1 pseudogene is annotated in these 586 nt (G+C 45.4%); it reads left to right on the forward strand.

Annotated features, from left to right (window positions below):
• Positions 1-261, forward strand: a pseudogene (locus R7O13_RS29015) (hypothetical protein); the annotation flags it as partial.
• Between the last annotated feature and the right edge of the window lie 325 nt (positions 262-586).

The raw sequence follows: 586 nt of genomic DNA on the forward strand, positions 1-586 counted from the left end.
AAAGATAGCCTAGAACTGTCTCTCAACGCTGCCTATCCGCTGGAAGGCGTCAAGCTGTCCGTAGTAGATGACCAACAACAGAACGCTCAGCCGATTGATATGACACGCGCCGATCAAGCTGGCCAAAACTGGTACATCACTCTGCCAAAGCCAACCCCCGCAGAGAGCTGGTTACGAGTCGTTATCCAAGCCGAAGGCACGCTTTACTACGGCGAAACACAAACAGCATTTGTGAAATACGAAACCTTGTTTACTGAGTAACATTACGCTGCAAATCCTTCTAAACAACGGATAAGCTTTGCTGCGGGATGAAAACCCAACCATTTCTGCCGATGCGACTGCGTCGGCTTTTTTATATCTAATCTTGTCGAAAATAGAGGGTTGCTAATTTACTTTTAATTGATAATAATTATCATTATCTAATCAATTGAGGCAGATATGAAACGCAGAAAGGACATATTCAACGCCTTCTTCAAAGCGCAAGATCGCTTCCAACTTGCCGCGCCAAGTGGCTTTGAGCCCGACGTCATTCATGACTATATTCATTGGGGTATGGTGTTGTCATCCAGCTATGAGCATGAAGCAG

Source organism: Vibrio sp. Y176 (assembly GCF_033438945.1).